Origin of the sequence: Novosphingobium sp. B 225 (assembly GCF_002198665.1) — a bacterium.
Lineage (GTDB): Bacteria > Pseudomonadota > Alphaproteobacteria > Sphingomonadales > Sphingomonadaceae > Novosphingobium.
Genome location: NZ_MWLM01000016.1, coordinates 1 through 14,585, shown reverse-complemented (window position 1 = coordinate 14,585; position 14,585 = coordinate 1). Strand labels below are relative to the sequence as shown.

Genomic DNA, 14,585 nt, shown 5'->3' with positions numbered 1-14,585 from the left:
CCGCCAGCAACCCCGCGCCGCCCAGCAGCACCTTGCGCCGGTTCGCCATTATTCGCGCCCCGCCATGAAGCGGATCAGCGCGCGCAGATCATCGGGGGTGCATTCAAAGCATTGCCCGCCGGCCGGCATCGATCCGAACCCCACCAGCGCTTCGGCCAGCAGCGCTTCCTCGCCCTTGGCCCAGCGCGGATCCCACTGGGTGCGGTCCCCGGTCAAAGGTGCGCGCGAATCCGCGACGGTGTGGCAGGCCTTGCACGATTGTTCGTAAAGCCCCGCCAACCGCGCATCCGCAGGCTTCAGCGCCGCGCTCTCCGCCGGGGTCAGCGGCTTGGCCGCCGGTTGGCAGGCGGTGAGCGCTAGAAGGAACAAGACCGGGAATCGCTTCAACATTTCTCTTCTCCCCGCGACAAAACCTAGCTATCGCTATATTTATGTCAAGCCCGCCCCCAGCCCTGCGCCAGCCGCGCCAGCAACGCAGTGTGGCGACGCGGGAAAGGCTGCTGGACTGCGCCGGGCACTTGCTGGCTGAATTGGGAGTGGACCGGCTTTCGACCAATCTGGTGGCCGAACGCGCCGGGGTTTCCCCGCCAACGCTGTACCACTATTTCCCGGACAAATACGCGCTGCTGCGGGTGCTGGGCGAACGGCTGATGGCGGCGCAGAACGCGCTGGTGCCTTTGGATGCCTTGCAGGATGAAGCACGGATCGCGCAGGTTCTGTCCGATCATGTCACCCTGACCCGTGCCAGCCCCGGAGGCCCTTGGGTGATGCGGATGCTGCGCGCGGTGCCGCAGCTGGCGCAGGTGCGGCTGGCCAGCCACCGCGCGCTGGCGGCGGAACTGGCGCGGGCCGCGCTGGCGCAGGATCCCGCCGCCGATCCGGCCCGCGTGGCCCGGCAGGCGCGGCTGTGCGTAGATCTGGGCTATGCGGCGATAGAGCTGGTGCTGGACGAACCCGAACTCGATGCTGCGGCACTGATGCACGATGCCGCGCGAGCGATCCGGGCCCTGCTGCAATAGCGGACAGCTACCCATACGGGTAGCGCTGCGGCGCGCGGCAAGGCGCATCAATCAGCAGGCCCGCACAGGAGGCTTGCCGCTTGACCGTTCCCAAACCCCGCATGCCCCTGCTGTGCGCTGCCGTGCTGGCCGCGCTTGGACATGGTGCGGCACTGGCGCAGACGGCTGAGGCTGCAGCGCAAGCACCCCGGCGGATCGATTTTGCAGCCGAGCAGACCATGCCCCCGCCTCCGCCGGTGATCGCGCCCTATCAGCATGGCCCGCAGCGGCGGATCGATTTTGCGGCCCCGCTGGCCCCGCCCAAGCCGCCCACTGCCCGGCCGCCCTATGTCCACGGACCGCCCCGGCGGATCGATTTTTCTGCGGAGAGAACGCCATGACGCCTTTGAAATTTCGGCCCCGCCCGGCCGCCGCCGCGCTGACCGCGCTGCTTGCCCTGGGCAGCGGCGCGGCCCAGGCGCAGTCGATCCTCGACAGTGTCAAAAAGGCGCTGAACCCCAGAACCGTGCTGGAAACAGCCGTGCCGCATTGCCCCAGCGCGGCCGATCCATCGCATGTCTATGGCTATATCGCGCTGGTCGATCCGGCCACCGGCAGGACCTGGATTCCCTATGTCCTGCGCGGCGATTGGGCATCCCCCATTTCGGTGGTCAATCTGATTAGCCGCTTCCGTTCGCGCAGCGACAACAACGTCACCGCCGAACTGCGCCATGAAAGCGGCGCGGCGATCATGTCGGTTCGCCGGGGCCCCGATGGGAAACCGGATGGCATTCGCTATACCATCGCCCTGCGCGGAGATCGCAATGCCGGTGCGCCGGCGGTCACCGACCCCATGTCCAGCAGTGTGACGATCGCCTACAATCCCGATCAGTGGTGCTTCGACACCATTCTGGTCAATCCGATCAACAACAGCCACGGTTATCAGAACCTGCAACCCCGACCGGCTGGACAACCCCTGAACTTCCCCGATGCCGCGCGCTGCGATGCGCAGAACAAATGCTATGACGCCGCGGGCAACGAGATTTTCCCGCCGCAACCGAGCGGATCGTCGTAAACCGGAAAAACCGGTCCCGATTGATGCGCGATCTTGCCTGCGCGGCTGGCCGCTTCAGCGTTTTCCTACACGCCGCGGACCTGCTATAAGGGGGCCGCTCTTTGACAATTGAATAACCACCGCCAGCACTGGCCCGCAGGCTCTTCTTTTTCGGAAAGAGCGCATGTGTCACCTTATTTGCGACAAATAGCTGAAATCATGGAATAAATTACCCGGACACAGTGTCACCTTGTTGTCCGGGGTGTCCGGGCCAAGTGCTTGAAAAGATTGAAGCCGGGTGCGGAGCGCCGGACGAAGTGTCACCCGGTTTTCCGGGGCATTCAGGCCCCCGCGATCACCCCGAACAGGTCATGTTCGTCGGCATCCTCGACCGTCACCGACACCATCTGCCCGGCCTCCAGCCCCTCGGGCACGTTGCGCAGATAGACCGCCCCGTCGATTTCGGGCGCATCGGCCTGGCTGCGACCGGTCGCGCCAAGATCGCCGTCCTCGTCGGGCTCGCCCACTTCGTCGATGATCACGGGGATCGTGCGGCCCACCTTGGCCTGCAACTTGGCCGCGCTGATCGCCTCGGTCCGGGCCATGATCCGCTGAAAACGCTCTTCCTTGACCTCTTCCGGCACGGCCCCGGGCAGGTCATTGGCCGCAGCCCCGGCAACGGGTTCGAACCGGAAGGCCCCGACCCGGTCAAGCTGGGCTTCGTCGAGCCAATCGAGCAGGTACTGGAAATCGGCCTCGGTCTCGCCCGGAAAGCCGACCACGAAGCTGGAACGGACGGCAATATCGGGACAGACCTCGCGCCAGCCGCGCAGGCGTTCCAGCACCTTGGCCTCGTTGGCCGGGCGCTTCATCGCCTTCAGCACGCTTGGCGCGGCGTGCTGGAACGGAATGTCGAGGTAGGGGGTCAGCAGCCCCTCGGCCATCAGCGGGATCACCGCGTCGACATGCGGGTACGGGTAGACGTAGTGCAAACGGACCCACGGCGGCATGCCGTCGGCAGTACGCAGTTGGCCCAGTTCGCGGGCCAGATCGGTCATGTGGGTGCGCACCGGACTGCCCTTCCAGTCGCGCTCCTCATGCCGGACATCGACGCCATAGGCCGAAGTGTCCTGGCTGATCACCAGCAGTTCGCGGGTGCCCGCCGCGACCAGCTTTTCCGCCTCGCGCAGCACCGCGTCGATCCGGCGGCTGGCGAGTTTGCCGCGCAGCTGCGGGATGATGCAGAACGAGCAGGCGTGGTTACAGCCCTCGCTGATCTTGAGGTAGCTGTAATGGCGCGGGGTCAGCTTGACGTCGCCCTGCGGGGTGAGGTCGACGAACGGCCCTTGCGACGGAGGCGCAGCCTGATGCACCGCCTCGACCACGGCCTCGTACTGGTGCGCGCCGGTCACGGCCAGCACTTGCGGGAACTTGGCGCGGATCAGCTCGGCTTCGTTGCCCATGCAGCCGGTCACGATCACCCGCCCGTTCTCGGCGATAGCCTCGCCGATCGCGGACAGGCTTTCCTCCTTGGCCGAATCGAGGAAGCCGCAGGTGTTGACGAGCACGACGTCGGCGCCCTCGTAATCGGGGCTCATCGCGTAGCCATCGGCGCGCAATTTGGTGAGGATGCGTTCGGAATCGACCAGCGCCTTGGGGCAGCCGAGCGAGACCATGCCGACGCGCTTTTGATCGGGAATTGTAGAGGCCATGGCGGCGGCCCCTACACCTTCGCCGCCGGAAAGGCTACAGTGCGGGAAAGGAGACGCTGATGGGTCCGATCAACTGGCTGGCCGTATTGCTGGCAGCGGCAGTGGCAAGCGCCGTGCTGTGGCTGTTCTGGCGGGGCAGCAAAGTGCCGGTCTGGGCCTGGGGGCTCAGCCTGGTGCCCGCTGCGATGCTGGGGCACGCGCTCGCCCGGATCGGGGCAGACAAGCTGGCCGCGAAGCCGCAGCTGTTCTGGATGCAGTCGAGCGGCTTGGCACTGGCGATCGTGATTCCGGCGCTGTGGCTGGCGGGGCTGAAGGCCGGAACCCCGGCGCGCGAACTCGGCCGGGACAGCGCGGCGTTCCTGCTGGCCTACCTCGCGATGGGCGCGGTGTTCCGCTTGCTGGGTTAGTCGGCCTTCGGCAGATACCGCGCGGGGTTGAGCGCGCCGCGGTTGTGCCGGATTTCAAAGTGCAGCTGGGGCTCGGTGGCGAGCCCGTCCTGCCCGTTGAGCCCGATCCGCTCACCCGCCTTGACCTTGTCACCCAGTTTGACGGTGATCTTGTCGAGGTAGGAATAGACCGTGGTCCAGCGCTTGCCATGGTGAAGGATGACGGTCTTGCCGTATTCCTTCGGCCCCGGCCCGGCAAAGATCACGGTCCCGGCAGCGCTGGCACGGACGGCTGTGCCTTTGTCGGCCAGGATGTCGATCCCGTCGTGGAACGCCGCCTTGCCGCTGCGGGCCACGAACCCCCGGCGGACCTTGCCGCTGACAGGCCAGGCGAATTTGGCGGGCGGATCGGCATCGTCCACATCCACGCTGGGCGCGGCGGCGGGTTTGGTGGCGACGGGTTTGGCAGTAGCGGGGGCGCTGGGTGCAGTGCCTTTGGCCAGGGTCGGAATGGCAAGTTTCTGCCCTTCCTTCACTGCCTCACCGCTCTTGATGCCATTGGCAGCCGCAATCGCGGACCACGGCACGCCATAGTCCATGGCGATCGAGAACCCGGTTTCCCCGTCCTTGACCACATGGGTCCGGCGGCGCGGGATGACCAGTTTCTGCCCGGCCTTGACCGCATAGGGTGCCTTGAGGCCATTGGCCTCGATGATCAGGATCCGGGGCACTTCGGCGCGCGAAGCGATCCCGCCCAGGGTCTCACCGGGTTTGACCACGTGGCTGGTCTCGGTCTTGGGATCGGGCGCTCCCGCAGCCATCAGCAACAGCGCGCCCGCCGCCAGCAGGGCCGCCGCGCGGCGCATCAGGCGAACCGCTCCGCCAGCTGGGCCAGCGAGGCATTGTGGGTCAGATCAAGCTGCAAGGGTGTCACTGATATGTACCCGTCCTGGATCGCTTCAAGGTCAGTCTGGTGCCCCGGGGTATGCTCAATCCCGTGGAGCCCGAACCAGAAGTACTGGTAGCCCCTTGGATCGGTCCCTTCAACCACCGATCCGCGCGCATAGTCATGAAATCCCTGCCGGACTACGCGGATTCCCTGAACCGCAGCGGCCTCGATCGGCGGAAAGTTGATGTTGACCAAGGTGCGCTCGGCAAACGGCAGGCCCAGCAGCGGCGCGATCACTTTGGCCCCCCAGGCTTCGGCGGCGGCAAACGGCACACGATCACCCATGCCTTCAGCCGCATAGACCTGGCTCAAGGCGATCGAGCGGATCCCCGCCAGCGCGCCTTCGATTGCGGCGGAAACGGTGCCCGAATAGGTCACATCATCGCCCAGATTGGCCCCACGGTTGACGCCCGACAGGATCAGGTCGGGCTTGCCCGGCATGACCTTGCGCAGCGCCATCATCACCGCATCGGTGGGGGTGCCGGAGACGGAAAAGCGCCGCTCGTCATGCTGGCGCAGCCGCACCGGACGGCCCAGCGTGAGCGAGTGCCCGGCCCCGGATTGTTCCTCTGCCGGCGCACAGATCCACACGTCGTCCGAAAAGGTCCGCGCGATCTTTTCCAGCACTTCCAGGCCGGGTGCGAAAATGCCGTCATCGTTGGTCAGGAGAATACGCATCAGGTGTCTTTCAGGTTCAAGAGGGCACCAGCGTGTCGATCCCGCCCATGTACGGTTTCAGCGCCTCGGGCACGGTAACGGAGCCATCCTCTTGCTGGTAATTCTCCAGCACCGCCACCAAGGTCCGCCCCACGGCGAGCCCCGAGCCGTTGAGGGTGTGGACGAATTCCGTCCCCTTCCCGCCTTCGGGCCGATACCGCGCGTTCATCCGCCGCGCCTGGAAATCGCCGCAGTTGGAACAGGACGAAATCTCGCGATAGGCGTTCTGGCCCGGCAGCCAGACTTCGAGATCGTAGGTCTTCTTGGCACCAAAGCCCATGTCGCCGGTGCAGAGCAGCACCTTGCGATAGGGCAAGTCCAGCGCCTGCAGCACGGCCTCAGCCGCCCCGGTCATCCGCTCGTGCTCGGCGGCGCTGTCTTCGGGGCGGACGACGCTGACCAGTTCGCACTTTTCGAACTGGTGCTGACGAATGAACCCACGTGTATCCTTGCCCGCCGCCCCGGCTTCGCTGCGGAAGCACAGCGTCAGTGCGGTCATACGGATCGGCAGGGCGGCTTCGTCGAGGATCTGGCCCATGACAGAGCTGGTCAGACTGACTTCAGCCGTAGGGATCAACCAGCGACCATCGGTGGTGCGGAACAGGTCATCGGCGAATTTCGGCAGCTTGTCGGTGCCGTACATCGCTTCGTCACGAACCATCACTGGCGGGTTGCATTCGGTATAGCCGGCCTTGGCGGTCTGCGTGTCGAGCATGAACTGCCCCAGCGCGCGGTGCAGCCGGGCCATCTGGCCGCGCAGGAAGGTAAAGCGTGCGCCGCTCATCGCCGCAGCCGTTTCAAAGTCCAGCCCCAGCGGCGACCCCAGATCGGCATGTTCCTGCGGGGTGAAGGCAAATGTGCGCGGAGTGCCCCAGCGGCTCACTTCCACGTTTTCAGCCTCATCCTTGCCATCCGGCGCATCGGCGCCGGGCAAGTTGGGAATGCGCGCCAGCATGTCGGTGAGCGCGGCGAGCAGATCGCGATCCTCAGCCTCCAGCGCGGGGAGCGTGTCCTTCAGCGCGGCGACTTCGGCCTTGAGCCGCTCCGCCTCGTCCTTGTCACCCCGGCCCATCGCCGCGCCGATCAGCTTCGAAGCCTCGTTGCGGCGTCCCTGCGCCTCCTGCATCCGGGTGGCGACACCGCGCCGCTCACTGTCCAGCGCCAGGATCGCGGCCGATTGCGGGTCCAGCCCGCGCCGGGCCAGACCGGCGTCAAAAGCTGCGGGGTTCTCACGGATAGAGCGAATGTCATGCATAGTGCGCAGGCCTATGCCCGCAAGCGGCCACGCTTTCAACCGATGCTGGGGATTACCGAAGGAATGGTGGGCGCGACAGGGATTGAACCTGTGACCCCACCCGTGTGAAGGGTGTGCTCTACCGCTGAGCTACGCGCCCATTCCGTTCGGAAGCGCGCCCTTAGAGCGGTCCGCGCGAATTGACAAGCCGCGTTGAGCATCTAAGGGCGCATTCATGAGCGAACAAACCACCAGCGGCGCAGACGTGCCCCCCGATCACCTGGCGATCCACCCCAAAAGCCCGCATTTCGATGCCGATGTGCTGCAGCGCGGCGTTGGCATCCGGTTCAAGGGCGTGGTCCGCACCAATATCGAGGAATACTGCATTTCCGAGGGCTGGGTGCGGGTTCAGGCCGGCAAGACCATGGACCGTAAGGGCCAGCCGCTGACCATCAAGCTGAGCGGCCCGGTAGAAGCCTGGTTCGAAGACCTGGGCGATAATCCCCCGGTGGCCAAGGCCTGATCGATCAGATCCCCAATTTGGTGCGAATGATGTCGCCGATCGGATCGGCGCTTCTCGGTGTGTTCGCTTTGGCAAAGGTCAGCCCGCGCGGCGGGGCAATGCCCTCGCCCTTGGGCGCCTTGCCGCGATAGATGAAGCCCTGCACCGGCCAGCGCGTGCCGCCCAGATCGCCGATCGGGGCATACCACACGCGCACTTCGCTCCAGTCATTGTCGGGCGAAACGTCCACCGCGCGGACATTGTCCTCAATCTGGCCGCGCCGCCCGTTGATCGGGCTCCAGTTGGCATGGCGAATCAGGATCGTGCGCGAATCAATGATCCGGCTGACCGCCGCCACGTGGCCCAGCGTGGAGCCGCCGTGCGGGCGAAACGCCATCACGGCCCCCACCTTGGGCGCAGTGCCCCGGGCATAGCGGCCCGCAGCCTGTTCCCACCAGGTGTGGGCATCGCCAAAGATCATGATCCCGCTGACCTGCCGCGCATAAGGCACGCATTGCAGGTAGGGCGGCAGCATCGAGCTGCCCCCGCCCGAAACCGAGGCGCTTTCATCCAGTGCGATACCTCTGGCCTGCACCGAACCGGCCGCAACGACCAGTCCCAGCCCCGCCAGGGCAATTCGAATCCATCCCGTCATGGACAGGGTAAATGGCAGGTCAAGGTTAGGGGCAACCTGCGCGGTGTGGTAAACAAACCGGCAAGAATTTGCCCCGCAGGCGGCAATACCTTGCAAATTGGCCCCGCTGGGGTCACTTGCAGCCCATGGCCCTGCCCCAAGTTATCATTATTGGTCGCCCCAACGTGGGCAAAAGCACGCTGTTCAACCGGCTGATCGGCAAGAAACTGGCGCTGGTTGACGATCAGCCCGGCGTTACCCGCGACCGCCGGTATGGCGAAGCGCATCTGCTGGGCCTCGATTTCACCATCGTCGATACCGCCGGGTGGGAGGATTTGGACGCCAACAGCCTGCCGGGCCGGATGCGCCAGCAGACCGAAGCTTCGCTGGTCGGCGCGGACGTTGCGCTGTTCGTGATCGATTCGCGCGCCGGGCTGACCCCGATGGACGAAGAGATCGCGCGGTATTTGCGCCAATCGACCGTACCGGTGGTGCTGATCGCCAACAAGGCCGAGGGCCGCGCGGGCGATTCCGGGCTTTATGAGGCGTTTTCGCTCGGTTTCGGGGAGCCAATCGCCTTTTCCGCCGAACATGGCGAAGGCCTAGGTGATCTGTTCGCTGCGCTGCGCCCGCATCTGGAAGGCGCAGAGCCGGAAGATGACTATGGCCTGCCCGAGCAAAGCGGCGACGAAGATGAGGAAGTGCCGAGCGGCCCGCTCAAGCTCGCGATCGTCGGGCGGCCCAATGCCGGCAAGAGCACGCTGATCAACGCGCTGCTGCGTGAAGACCGCCTGCTGACCGGGCCAGAGGCCGGGATCACCCGCGATTCGATCGCGGTCGACTGGTCCTGGACCGATCCCGACAGCGGCGAGGAACGGCCGGTCCGGCTGATCGACACGGCAGGGATGCGCAAGAAGGCGCTGGTCGTGGACAAGCTGGAGAAGCTTGCCGTGGCCGATGCGCGCCACGCGGTGGATTTCGCCGAAGTGGTGGTGCTGCTGCTTGATGCCACGCGCGGGCTGGAACATCAGGATCTGAAGATCGCCAGCCTGGTGCTGGAAGAAGGCCGGGCGCTGATCGTGGCGATCAACAAGTGGGACGTGGCCGAAGATGCCAGCGCCCTGTTCAACGGGATCCGCTCTGCGCTGGACGAAGGGCTCAGCCAGGTGCGCGGCCTGCCGGTGCTGTCGGTCTCGGCGCGGACCGGCAAAGGGCTCGACCAATTGATCAAAGCCGCGTTTGAACTGCGTGACGCCTGGTCAAAGCGGGTGCCGACCGCACTGCTCAACCGGTGGTTTGATGAAGCGCTGGGCAAGAACCCGCCCCCGGCCCCCGGCGGCAAGCGGATCAAGCTGCGCTATATCACCCAGGCCCGCGTGCGCCCGCCCAGCTTTGTGCTGTTCGGCACCCGGCTGGAGGAACTGCCGACAAGCTATCAGCGCTATCTGGTCAACGGCATGCGCCGCGACCTGGGGTTCGATGCGGTGCCGGTGCGGCTGACTTTGCGCAGTTCGAAGAACCCGTTCAAGAAATAGGGCGGCGGCGCAACGGCAGCGCTTTCCATTCGGTCAGGCTGCGCCACAACCACTCCAGCGGACCCTGGCGAAAGTGCGCGAGCCACGGGGCGGACCAGGCCAGCATCAGCGTCCAGCCAAGCAGGACAAACCCGGCCTGCGCAGCCGTGCCATAGTGCCCGAACCGGCCCAGCCCCCAGCCATAGAACAGCGCGGTCATCACCAGACTGGTGCCGATGTAATTGCTGAACGCCATCCGCCCTGCCGCTTCTAGGCGCCTCCCCAACGCAGAGCTCAGCAACTGCGGCATCGCCAGCATGGCGAGCGCCATGTAACCCAGCGCCATGGCCAGATGGGCAAAACCCAGGCCGTAACCGATCGCGAAATGCATCGCGGTTTCGGGCCAGTGATTGAGCGCAGACCAGCCCGCGAACCCCAGCGTCGCGAGGCCGCCCAGCCCCAGCCNACCGCCCCAGCCCCCAGCCCGCCAACTGGCGCAAGTTCCGCCGCTCCCACTCACCCGCAAAGAACCCGCTGGACAGCAGGGCCATGCCCAGCAGGACATAGGTCAGCGTTTCACCCATGATGAACGCCGCCCCGACCAGCGGCATATAGGCGCGGCTTAGGGTATAGACGAAGCGGTCATGCCAGCTGCCGGTCAGGGCGCCGGCCTTCTCGCGGTCTTCCTCGCGGTAATAGGTGATCGTTTCGGCATGACTTCGGGCCTGCTCCGCGCTGGCCGTGCCGCTGCGCACGGCGGCTTCGGTGCTGAGCGAAGGATACCACTGGGCCAGGTTTACCGCCTGCCACAGCGAGAACACCAGCAGCGCCGCAACCACCAGCGCGGTCGGTCTGGCGCGCGGCAACAGCAGGGCAATGAACCCGGCCATGGCATAGATGAACAGGATGTCGCCCGACCACAGCAGCAGGAAGTGCAGATAGCCAAACAGCGCCAGCCAGACCAACCGCCGCGCCTGCAGCAAAGTGCCATCACGGCGGGCCGCTTCGGCACGGTCGATGAACAGCACCATGCTGGCCCCGAACAGGATCGAGAACAGCGCCCGCATCTTGCCTTCGAACAGCACTTGCTGGACCATGAAGGCCAGGTGATCCGCCGCGTTGCCCGGGCGCGGCAGATCGGGGGAATAGTTGCCGCTATCCGGCCCGGCGAACCCGGCAATATTGACCGCCAGGATGCCGAGCACGGCGATCCCCCGGATCAGGTCAAGCGCCGCAATTCTTTCGCTCGCCGCGCGGGCCTCTGGCCGTTCGCGCGCCGCGCTGTCCATAGGCTCAGTTCCGCACCGCGATGCAGGACTGGCCGCTGGCGCTCAGCCTGCCGCAAGCCGCGCGCGCTGCCGCCTCGCTGGCAAAACCGCCGGCCTGCAGCTTGATCACTGCCCCGGCGCGAACGTTGAGCCGGGCATGCCCGGCCAGTTCAGGACGCCCCTTAAGCTTTGCCCACAGGGCGTCGGCATTGGCTGGCTGCCCAAACGCGCCCAGCTGCACGCGCCAGGCTCCGCCTGCTGCCGCTGCGGCGACCGGTGCGGACGGCGGCGGTGCCATCACGGCAGGAGGCCCGGGGTTATAGCCCGGAGGCGGCCCGGCATGGACCACTGGCCGCGGCGGCGGGGAAACCACTTGCGGGCGGGCATAGTCCGCCCCGGCGGTGGCCGGACTGCTGCCTGCGGCCACCCTCGCCGCGGCGGATACCGGATCAGCCGAAGCAACCACTATCGGAGCGCGCACTGGCGCCGCAGCCGCGACCGGCGGGGTTGAAGAAACGGTTGCTCCCAGATCGACCGCCGCCAATTGCCGGGCGCGCGTTGAATCCGCGTCGCTCTGCAATTGCGCGGCCAGGGCCACGGCCTGTTGCCGCTGCTCCATCGGGACATATTTATCCATCTGCAACAGTGCGTTCTGGGCCGCTTCCAGCCCTTGCTGCTGGGCCAGACTGACCAGCGCATAAGCCCGCACCGGATCGCGCTGGACGTTCTCTCCATTATAATGTGCCAGCCCCAGCAGATACTGCGCACGCGGATCGCCGCGATCGGCCGCCGCGCGGATATAAGGCAGCGCCTGCAGCCGCTGGCCGCGCTGGAACAGGAACAGGCCGTAATTGTCCGAAGCCTGCAAATGTCCCAGGGTGGCCGCCCTGCCATACAGTTCTTCGGCTTTGGCCATGTCCTGCTTCACACCCTGACCCAGCTTGTAAGCCTGGGCGAGGTTGAACATCGCATCGGCATCGCCGCGCGCAATATCGCCCTGCCATTCACGGACCGCAGTGGCATAATCCCCACGCCCCCAGGCATCGACTCCGGCCTTGTTATCGGCCAGCCCCGGCGCTTCGGCCAGAGTCAGTGCCACAAGCGCGGCGGCGAGTTGGAAAGTTTTACGACCCATCGGAAAATTCCTGTAGCCAAGCTGGTGGTAACCTTTGGGTGTCACAAGTCTCACCCATCTGGCCCCAAGCCAGCACCTCATAGTGCTTAACTGGCATAGTGAATGACTGGTTAGCAAAGCATTTATCCCGATCATCTTGCGTCCTGCGGTCTGATAACAGGGCGATGTTAACCCAAAATTAGGAACGATCTGCGATCCCCCGGGGCAAGTGAAATTGGATTGTCCGCGTTTCTAGGGGGATTGCTGTGCGCGTATTGGCTTTGGCTTCGCAGAAGGGTGGATCGGGCAAGACGACCTTGTCCGGACATCTGGCCGTGCAAGCTCAGCTTGCCGGGGCTGGCCCCGTGGTCCTGATCGACATCGACCCCCAGGGTTCGCTGGCCGATTGGTGGAACGAGCGCGAGGCGGAATTCCCCGCTTTCGCCCAGACCACCGTCGCCCGGCTTGCCTCGGACCTGGCTGTCCTGCGCCAGCAGGGCTTCAAGCTGGCGGTTATCGATACCCCGCCCGCGATCACCATGGCGATCCAGAGCGTGATCGCGGTCGCCGAACTGATCGTTGTCCCGACCCGCCCCAGCCCGCATGACCTGCGCGCCGTGGGCGCCACGGTTGACCTGTGCGAACGCGCGGGCAAGCCGCTGATCTTTGTGGTCAACGCCGCCACGCCCAAGGCCAAGATCACTTCGGAAGCCGCCGTTGCGCTGTCGCAGCACGGCACGGTTGCTCCGATCACCCTGCATCACCGCACCGATTTCGCCGCCTCGATGATCGATGGCCGCACGGTGATGGAAGTCGATCCCAACGGCCGCTCCGCTGCCGAAGTGGTATCGCTGTGGAACTATATCTCGGACCGGCTGGAAAAGAATTTCCGCCGCACCGTCTTCGCCGCTCCCAGCAGCGTCGCGGTGATGCCCGGTGTCCATCGTCCCGCTGGTGGCTTCGGCCGCCGCGTAGCCGGTTCGTGACGGAGTGCTGGGGGGCATGTCCGAACCGAAACCTCTCGCCTCGCTCAGCCCGAGACTGCTTGCCCGCAAGGGTGGAGCCCGTCCGGCGATGCGTCCGCAGCTCACCCCGCTCAGCCATGACGCGCTGGCCCATCAGATCGACGATCTGGGCTGGAACGACATGGGCCACGACCACCTGGTCCACGAGGACGAAGTCCAGCCCTATGAAGGGCCGGCCGACGTGGTAGCGATCGAACCCTCGGCGCCGATCCCGGCCCCGGCGGTGCCCGTTGTGGTCCGCCAGCAGCAGGATGTGGCCCGCCGCGTCGCCCAGCCGCGCAAATCCGCGCTGGATGACGGGCGCCGCGCCGCTTTCACTCTGCGGGTCGATTCCGATCGTCACCTCAAGCTGCGCCTCGCCTGCGCGGTGCGCAATCGCAGTGCGCAGCAGCTGGTGACCGAAGCACTCGACCGTTTGCTCGAAGATCTACCCGATGTGGCCGCTCTGGCCGCCCAAGTTGCCGACAAGCGGCGCCGCTGATTTACAGAGAAGGGAGCTTCCCATGACCTCCAACCGCATCCGTAGCAAGATCCTGCCGCTCGGCCTGGCCGGGGCAATTGCCGCACTGGCCATTGCCGGCGCCGGGATAAGCCAGACCGCGACGGCCAAGCCCAGCCCGGACAAGACCGCGCAGGCCGCCCAGACCGCACTGGCCAAGGGCCAGGTCGACAAGGCGATCCAGCTGGCCGAAGGGCTGGTTGCCGCTGCCCCGCGCGAACCGGCCTATCGGGCGCTGCTGGGCCATGCCTATCTCAAGTCCGGTCGCTTTGAATCGGCAGTGACCACGTTCAACGACGCGATGAAGCTGGGTGACAACACCTCGCGCACCGCGCTGGGCCTCGCCCTCTCCAACGTCGCAGCAGGCAAGCCGCGCGATGCCGTGGCGATCCTGGACGACTGGCGCGATGCGATCCCGGCGGCTGACCTGGGCCTGGCCCTGGCCCTGGCCGGTGAAAGCAGCCGCGGCGTGGCGATCCTGTCCGACGCGCTGCGTTCGGGCGATGCCAGCGCCAAGGTCCGCCAGAACCTCGCCTATGCCTATGCGCTCGACGGGCGCTGGCGCGATGCCAGGGTGATGGCGGCAATGGATGTTCCCGCTGACCAGATCGATGCACGGCTGAGCGCCTGGGCCGAAAAGTCCAAGCCCGAAGACGCCCGCTTGCGCGTTGCCGGGCTGCTGAACGCCCCGATCCGCGCCGACGGCGGCCAACCGACCGCCCTGGCGCTGAGCGACAACCCCCCAGCCGAACAGCTGGCTGCCGAACAGAGCGGCGCAGCCCTGGCTGCCAATCTGGTGGCGCAGGCCCCGGCGGCTGCAGCCGAACTGCCCGCCGCCCAGCCCGCTTCGCCTGAAGCCGCTGCCGCGCTGGCCAATTATGCGCCGGTCGGCGCACCCCCGGCCCCGGTCGAGGTTGCGGCTCCGGTTCAGGCCCCGATTCCGGCCCAGCAAAGCTTTGCTGCCAGCTTCGCCCCCACC

17 protein-coding genes and 1 tRNA gene are annotated in these 14,585 nt (G+C 66.1%); 9 read left to right on the top strand and 9 right to left on the bottom strand.

Features of this window, described 5'->3' with window-relative positions; translation table 11 throughout:
• Positions 1-48 precede the first annotated feature (48 nt).
• Positions 49-390 carry a c-type cytochrome gene (locus MNBBLIKP_RS01680; RefSeq protein ID WP_088306833.1) on the bottom strand — a complete coding sequence of 114 codons (342 nt, stop codon included), beginning with the start codon at positions 388-390 and terminating at the stop codon, positions 49-51.
• Between the two features lie 41 nt (positions 391-431).
• Between MNBBLIKP_RS01680 and MNBBLIKP_RS01675 the strand changes: the two genes are divergently transcribed.
• The 3 genes from MNBBLIKP_RS01675 to MNBBLIKP_RS01665 all read left to right on the top strand — a co-directional run bounded on the left by MNBBLIKP_RS01675 (position 432) and on the right by MNBBLIKP_RS01665 (position 2,073).
• Positions 432-1,019, top strand: coding sequence for a TetR/AcrR family transcriptional regulator (locus MNBBLIKP_RS01675; RefSeq protein WP_088306831.1), 588 nt, complete (start codon positions 432-434; stop codon positions 1,017-1,019).
• A 101-nt stretch (positions 1,020-1,120) separates the two neighbouring features.
• Complete coding sequence (locus tag MNBBLIKP_RS01670) at positions 1,121-1,399, top strand: hypothetical protein (protein ID WP_088306829.1); 279 nt, start codon at positions 1,121-1,123, stop codon at positions 1,397-1,399.
• Entirely contained in the window at positions 1,396-2,073 is a 678-nt protein-coding gene (locus tag MNBBLIKP_RS01665; protein ID WP_088306827.1) for a hypothetical protein, read from the top strand. Before MNBBLIKP_RS01670 ends, MNBBLIKP_RS01665 begins: the two co-directional genes overlap by 4 nt.
• A gap of 320 nt (positions 2,074-2,393) precedes the next feature.
• Here MNBBLIKP_RS01665 and rimO read toward each other — a convergent pair whose 3' ends face one another.
• Positions 2,394-3,764 (bottom strand): 30S ribosomal protein S12 methylthiotransferase RimO, encoded by a 1,371-nt coding sequence (gene rimO / locus MNBBLIKP_RS01660; RefSeq protein WP_088306825.1) that lies wholly within the window; start codon positions 3,762-3,764, stop codon positions 2,394-2,396.
• A 59-nt stretch (positions 3,765-3,823) separates the two neighbouring features.
• On the opposite strand from rimO, the gene MNBBLIKP_RS01655 reads away from it, so the two are divergent.
• Entirely contained in the window at positions 3,824-4,171 is a 348-nt protein-coding gene (locus tag MNBBLIKP_RS01655; protein WP_088306823.1) for a hypothetical protein, read from the top strand.
• On the opposite strand, the gene MNBBLIKP_RS01650 is transcribed toward MNBBLIKP_RS01655, so the two are convergent.
• From MNBBLIKP_RS01650 to MNBBLIKP_RS01635, 4 genes are all read right to left on the bottom strand, one after another.
• Entirely contained in the window at positions 4,168-5,016 is an 849-nt protein-coding gene (locus MNBBLIKP_RS01650) for a M23 family metallopeptidase (RefSeq protein WP_088306821.1), read from the bottom strand. The genes MNBBLIKP_RS01655 and MNBBLIKP_RS01650 overlap by 4 nt on opposite strands.
• A complete protein-coding gene (gene surE, locus MNBBLIKP_RS01645; RefSeq protein ID WP_088306819.1) occupies positions 5,016-5,777 on the bottom strand; it encodes a 5'/3'-nucleotidase SurE in 762 nt (253 codons plus the stop codon). Before surE ends, MNBBLIKP_RS01650 begins: the two co-directional genes overlap by 1 nt.
• Positions 5,778-5,793: 16 nt before the next feature.
• Positions 5,794-7,071 carry a serine--tRNA ligase gene (gene serS, locus MNBBLIKP_RS01640; protein ID WP_088306817.1) on the bottom strand — a complete coding sequence of 426 codons (1,278 nt, stop codon included), beginning with the start codon at positions 7,069-7,071 and terminating at the stop codon, positions 5,794-5,796.
• A 64-nt stretch (positions 7,072-7,135) separates the two neighbouring features.
• Positions 7,136-7,210, bottom strand: a tRNA-Val gene (locus MNBBLIKP_RS01635).
• A 75-nt stretch (positions 7,211-7,285) separates the two neighbouring features.
• Here MNBBLIKP_RS01635 and MNBBLIKP_RS01630 point away from each other — a divergent pair.
• The gene (locus tag MNBBLIKP_RS01630; RefSeq protein WP_088306815.1) at positions 7,286-7,573 is read left to right on the top strand and encodes a DUF3297 family protein; all 288 of its coding nucleotides are present in this window, start codon (positions 7,286-7,288) and stop codon (positions 7,571-7,573) included.
• A 4-nt stretch (positions 7,574-7,577) separates the two neighbouring features.
• Here the strand turns inward: MNBBLIKP_RS01630 and MNBBLIKP_RS01625 are convergent, their stop codons facing one another.
• A complete protein-coding gene (locus tag MNBBLIKP_RS01625) occupies positions 7,578-8,207 on the bottom strand; it encodes a CHAP domain-containing protein (protein ID WP_088306813.1) in 630 nt (209 codons plus the stop codon).
• A 125-nt stretch (positions 8,208-8,332) separates the two neighbouring features.
• On the opposite strand from MNBBLIKP_RS01625, the gene der reads away from it, so the two are divergent.
• Positions 8,333-9,721, top strand: coding sequence for a ribosome biogenesis GTPase Der (gene der, locus MNBBLIKP_RS01620; RefSeq protein ID WP_088306811.1), 1,389 nt, complete (start codon positions 8,333-8,335; stop codon positions 9,719-9,721).
• On the opposite strand, the gene MNBBLIKP_RS01615 is transcribed toward der, so the two are convergent.
• The gene (locus MNBBLIKP_RS01615) at positions 9,711-10,157 is read right to left on the bottom strand and encodes a DUF418 domain-containing protein (protein WP_441339261.1); all 447 of its coding nucleotides are present in this window, start codon (positions 10,155-10,157) and stop codon (positions 9,711-9,713) included. The two genes, der and MNBBLIKP_RS01615, sit on opposite strands and share 11 nt — an antisense overlap.
• A gap of 836 nt (positions 10,158-10,993) precedes the next feature.
• Positions 10,994-12,103, bottom strand: coding sequence for an SPOR domain-containing protein (locus MNBBLIKP_RS01610; RefSeq protein ID WP_088306807.1), 1,110 nt, complete (start codon positions 12,101-12,103; stop codon positions 10,994-10,996).
• Between the two features lie 245 nt (positions 12,104-12,348).
• On the opposite strand from MNBBLIKP_RS01610, the gene MNBBLIKP_RS01605 reads away from it, so the two are divergent.
• From MNBBLIKP_RS01605 to MNBBLIKP_RS01595, 3 genes are all read left to right on the top strand, one after another.
• A complete protein-coding gene (locus MNBBLIKP_RS01605) occupies positions 12,349-13,068 on the top strand; it encodes a ParA family protein (protein WP_088306805.1) in 720 nt (239 codons plus the stop codon).
• A 16-nt stretch (positions 13,069-13,084) separates the two neighbouring features.
• Complete coding sequence (locus MNBBLIKP_RS01600) at positions 13,085-13,588, top strand: hypothetical protein (protein ID WP_088306803.1); 504 nt, start codon at positions 13,085-13,087, stop codon at positions 13,586-13,588.
• A 22-nt stretch (positions 13,589-13,610) separates the two neighbouring features.
• On the top strand, positions 13,611-14,585 hold a 975-nt coding region (locus MNBBLIKP_RS01595; protein ID WP_176399610.1), incomplete at its 3' end, for a tetratricopeptide repeat protein.